The following is a 4,543-nucleotide window of genomic DNA, read 5'->3' on the forward strand; positions in this document are numbered from 1 at the left end:
CCGCCACACCTTTGCCTCCCTCCTAATCCAGGCGGGGGAACCCTTGACCTACGTCCAGCAGCAACTCGGGCACCACTCCCCGGCCTTCACGCTCGCGGTGTACGGCCACTTCATCCCGAGGGGGAACCATCGGGCCGTCGATCTCCTGGATGACGCGACCGGACGCAACCTATACGCAACCACAACTGAACAGCACCAGGCGATTAAGCTATAAGAATCATCACTTAGCCCTTCGTCGCCGTCAACGTCCAATGATTCAGACAGCGCGCCGTCAGTCTTCGGAGACGTCGAGGCGGCGGAGGTACTCCTCCCACTCGACCGGGAGCAGCGACCGCTTCTTCGTGTTGCAGGCCTTGCAGGCGGGGACGACGTTGCCGCGCGTGGACCGGCCGCCGCGGCCCAGCGGGACGACGTGATCCAGCGTGAGACCGGCGCGGCCGACCGCGCGGCCGCAGTAGTGGCAGACGCCGGCGGCGATCCGGCGCTTCCACCACTGGCTCGCGCGGAGCTCCCGCGCCTTCGCGCGCTCGCGCTTGAGCGCGGCCGCGTCGATCGGCGCGTAGAAGTCACTCATGCGCCGCGAGCGCCGTCGAGAGCTCCTCCCACTCGCGCATCAGCCACATGACCTGCTCCTCGGCGCGTCGCCGCTCCGAGGTCACCGCGCGCGCGCGCGCGCCGTCGGTGTAGAGCGCGGGATCGGTCAGCGCCGCGCCGATCTCGGCGATCCGCGCCTCGAGCGCGTGGATCTGCGTCTCGACGGCCTCCAGGCGGCGGCGCAGCTCGCGGAGCGCCCGCGTCGCCTCGTCGCCGCGCCGCGACGCCTTGCCCGACGTCGCCGCGCGGCGATCGTGCTGGCTTCCCGCAGGGGGAGCCGGGGGACGCCCGGATGAGTGTCTCTCCGAAATCCGGGCGGCCCCCGGCTTCCCCTGCCCCGAACCCGGCTCGAGCGTCGCGCGCGCCTTCGCCGCGAGATAGTCGTCGTAGCCGCCGAGGTAGGGGACGAGGGCGCCCCCGCCGACCTCGAGGATCTTCGTCGCGATGCGGTTGATGAAGTAGCGGTCGTGGGAGATGAAGACGATCGTCCCGGAGAAGCGGGCGAGCGCCTCCTCGAGGACCTCGCGCGAGGCGAGGTCGAGGTGGTTCGTCGGCTCGTCCATGCAGAGGAGGGCGGCCGGGCGCACGAGCATCCTCGCGAGCGCCACGCGCGCCTTCTCGCCGCCCGAGAGCACCGCGATCCGCTTGTCCACGGCGTCGCCCGAGAAGAGGAAGGTGCCCAGGATCGTCCGGAGACGCGTCTGGCCGAGCTCCGGCGCCGCGCGCTCCAGCTCCTCGAGCACGGTGGAGGACGGCGTCAGCGCGTCGAGCTGGTGCTGGGCGTAGTAGTGGGCCGCCACGTGGGCGCCGAGCCCGCGCTCCCCGCGGTCGAGCGGGAGCACGCCCGCCAGCAGGCGGAGCAGCGTGGACTTGCCCGCGCCGTTCGGCCCGACGAGCGCGGCGCGCTCGCCGCGCTCGATCTCGAAGTCCACGCCCGCGTACACGACGTTGTCGCCGTACGCTTTGCGCGCGCCCGCGAGCCAGGCGACGCGGCGGCCCGTGCGCGGCGGCGCCGGGAAGGCGAAGCGGATGTGGCGCGCCTCGCGCGCGACCTCGACGCGCTCGACGCGCCCGAGCATCTTGATCCGGCTCTGGACCTGCCGCGCCTTGGTCGCCTGGTAGCGGAAGCGCTCGATGAAGCGCTCGATCTCGGCGATGCGCTTGGCCTGGTTCCGCGCCCGCGCCGCCAGGAGCTCGCGGCGCGCCTCGCGCTCGACCAGGTAGTCGTCGTAGTCGCCGGGGTAGGCGGTCACGCCCGCGGGGCCGAGCTCGGCGATGGACGTCACCATCCGGTTCAGGAAGTAGCGGTCGTGCGAGACGAGCACGACGGTGCCGTCGTAATCGGCGAGGAACCCCTCGAGCCACTCGAGGGACTCGATGTCGAGGTGGTTCGTCGGCTCGTCGAGCAGGAGGAGCGACGGACGCAGGAGGAGCAGCCGCGCGAGCGCCGCGCGCATGCGCCAGCCGCCGGAGAACTCGGTGAGCGGGCGCGCGACGTCACCCCCGCGAAACCCGAGCCCGCCGAGGATGGCCTTCGCCCGCGTCTCGAGCCCGTAGCCGCCCGCCGCCTCGAACCGGTGCTGGAGCTCGCCGTAGCGCCGGGTCAGCTCCGCGCTCTCGGGACCGTGCGGGACGCCGGCGAGCGCCGCGGCGACGTCCTCCATCTCGCGCTCGAGCCGCCACACGGCCTCGAACCCCGAGAGCGCCTCCGCGAGGACCGAGCCGGCGGCGGTGCCCGTGACCTCCTGGGGGAGATACCCGACCGTCGCCTCGCGCGGCCGGGCGATGCGGCCCGCGTCGGGCTCCTCGAGGCCGGCGAGGAGCCGGCAGAGCGTCGTCTTGCCGGCGCCGTTCGGACCGACGAGCCCGATGCGCTCGCCGTCGGGAATCCGCCACGACAGCTCGCGGAGGATCTGCTCGCCGCCGTAGGCCTTGGCGATCCCCTCGAGCTGGATCATCCGGCCGGGCTCAGCGGATGCCCTGCACCTTCTCGGGCAGGATGCTGACGATCACGCGCACCTCGTCCGCCTTCCGGTACGGATACCGGTCCTGGCCGAGGTACTTCTTCGCGAGCGCGTCGATGTGCGCGTCGGCGCCCTTCTCGGTCATCTCGGCGACGCGCCCCCGCACCTGCACGTAGCGGTACGGGTTGTCGGGGTCCTGGAGCGCGAGCGCGACGCGCGGGTCGCGCCGGAGGTTCCTCTCCTTCACGCGCCCGCGCGCGGTGTTGAACCGGACGTGGGTCCCGTCGTAGTCCACCCACACCGGCGTCACCTGCGGCGCGCCGTCCCGGCCGAGCGTGGCCAGGTGGGCGAACGCCTTCTTGGTGGTGAAGAGGTCTCGGTAGCTCTCCGGAATCGTCGCCATGGTCAGGCCCCTTTCGTCGCCCTGAGCTGTTCGAGCGCCGAGAACGCGTGGCGGACGGACTTGGCCGCGAGCGTGCCGCCCATCAGGAGCCCGATGTCGAGCGTCTCGGCGATCTCCGTGTCCGTCGCGCCCTGGTCGAGGACCTCCTCGACGCGGTGGTCGATTCAGTCGAAGCAGTTCTGCGACACCGCGACGGCGAGCGCCGTCAGCTCCTTGTGCTTCTTCGACAGAGCGCCGTCCGCGTAGACCCGCCCGCCGAGATCGCCGAAGGTCCGGTAGACCTTCATCGACGACTTCAGCATGAGGCCGTTGAGCCGCTTCTTCTCCGCGTTCCGCTCGTGGATGTGCATCGTGCGTCTCCGCCGGTCAGCCTTCGTTCGTGGTGAGGTCCGTCCCGCGTGCCTCGGCGAGCGTGCGGAGGGCCAGCAGCATGCGCACCACGCACTGCTGGACGAGCAGCGCGTCCTGGGTGAACGGATCCGCGAGCCACTCGCGCGCCCACTCGGGCTTCTCGGCGGCGAACCCGAGCGTCGGCGAGAGCGCCTGGAGGCGGAGCAGCAGGTCGTCCTGCGGCAGGCCCGCCGCGCGCAGGCGCGTCACGACCGCCGCGCGGACGGCGGCGTTCCAGACGCCCGTGAGCCCCTCGATGAGCGCCACGTAGCACGTGAGCTCGGGCTTGTCCTGGAACTGCTGCAGGACCGCGGGCACGAGCGGGTTCACGACCGCCTCGCCCTCGTCGTCCATGCCGAAGAGCGGGCCGATCACGGGATCGCTCTGGGGCTCGGAGAGCCGCTCGATGAGCTCGAGGACCTCGGCGGCGGCCACCGGCGTCATCCCGGCGAGCCGCTCGAGCAGGGGCGCGTCACCCGCCATGGCTCAGCTTCCCGCACGCGTCGGCTCGCCGCGCATGTCGGCGCGGGCGAGGTCCCGGGCGCGCCCCGGCGGCACCAGGAGCGAGGCGCCCAGGGCCGCGACGCAGACCACGAGGCCGGTCACGAACACCCCGTGCAGGGCCTCCACGAGGGGCTGCCCCGCGGCGAGCCGCTGGCTCATCACGGCCCCCATCACCGAGACGCCGACGGCGCCGCCGACGGACATGAAGAACTGGACCACCGACGTCGCGATGCCGAGCTCGCTGCGCGGCACCGCGCTCTGCACCGCGATCAGCATCGGGACGATGACGAGGCCCATCCCGACGCCCGCCAGCAGGACGTCGCGCATCGCGCCGCCCATGCTGAGCCCCGAGTCCCACCGCGCGAGGAGGAGGAACGCCCCCGTCAAGCACGCGGCGCCGGCCATGACGACGCCCCGGTAGCCAACGCGCAGCACGAGCCGCGCGCTCGTCGCGGACAGCGCGACCCAGCCGAGGACGAACGGCGCGACCACGGCGCCCGAGCGCGTCGCGCTGGCACCCGTGACGGCCTGGACGAAGAGCGGCACGAACGCGAGCGCGCCGAACATCGCCATGGCCGCGAGCGAGCGCGTGAGCACCGCCGCGACGAGCATCCGGCTCGCGAACAGGCCGAGCGGCACGATCGGCTCGGCGGCGCGGCGCTCGACGGCGACGAACACGGCGAGCGTC

General features: G+C 72.6%; 7 protein-coding genes. 1 reads left to right on the forward strand and 6 read right to left on the reverse strand.

Annotated features, from left to right (window positions below; translation table 11 throughout):
- Positions 1–214, forward strand: a 214-nt coding sequence (locus VKG64_11635) for a hypothetical protein (protein ID HKB25691.1), incomplete at its 5' end; no start/stop codon positions are given.
- A 57-nt stretch (positions 215–271) separates the two neighbouring features.
- Here the strand turns inward: VKG64_11635 and VKG64_11640 are convergent.
- The 6 genes from VKG64_11640 to VKG64_11665 all read right to left on the reverse strand — a co-directional run.
- Complete coding sequence (locus VKG64_11640) at positions 272–574, reverse strand: HNH endonuclease (protein HKB25692.1); 303 nt, start codon at positions 572–574, stop codon at positions 272–274.
- Positions 567–2,552 carry an ABC-F family ATP-binding cassette domain-containing protein gene (locus tag VKG64_11645; GenBank protein ID HKB25693.1) on the reverse strand — a complete coding sequence of 662 codons (1,986 nt, stop codon included), beginning with the start codon at positions 2,550–2,552 and terminating at the stop codon, positions 567–569. The genes VKG64_11640 and VKG64_11645 overlap by 8 nt, the downstream gene beginning before the upstream one ends.
- A gap of 10 nt (positions 2,553–2,562) precedes the next feature.
- Positions 2,563–2,961 carry a PPOX class F420-dependent oxidoreductase gene (locus VKG64_11650; GenBank protein ID HKB25694.1) on the reverse strand — a complete coding sequence of 133 codons (399 nt, stop codon included), beginning with the start codon at positions 2,959–2,961 and terminating at the stop codon, positions 2,563–2,565.
- Positions 2,962–3,125: 164 nt separating this feature from the next.
- On the reverse strand, positions 3,126–3,311 hold the full coding sequence (locus tag VKG64_11655; protein HKB25695.1) for a carboxymuconolactone decarboxylase family protein: 186 nt from the start codon (positions 3,309–3,311) through the stop codon (positions 3,126–3,128).
- Positions 3,312–3,327: 16 nt separating this feature from the next.
- A complete protein-coding gene (locus tag VKG64_11660; GenBank protein ID HKB25696.1) occupies positions 3,328–3,834 on the reverse strand; it encodes a hypothetical protein in 507 nt (168 codons plus the stop codon).
- A gap of 3 nt (positions 3,835–3,837) precedes the next feature.
- The coding region (locus tag VKG64_11665; protein ID HKB25697.1) for an MFS transporter at positions 3,838–4,543 on the reverse strand (706 nt) is incomplete at its 5' end.

The sequence above is a fragment of the Candidatus Methylomirabilota bacterium genome, assembly GCA_035260325.1.
Taxonomy (GTDB): Bacteria; Methylomirabilota; Methylomirabilia; order Rokubacteriales; family CSP1-6; genus AR19.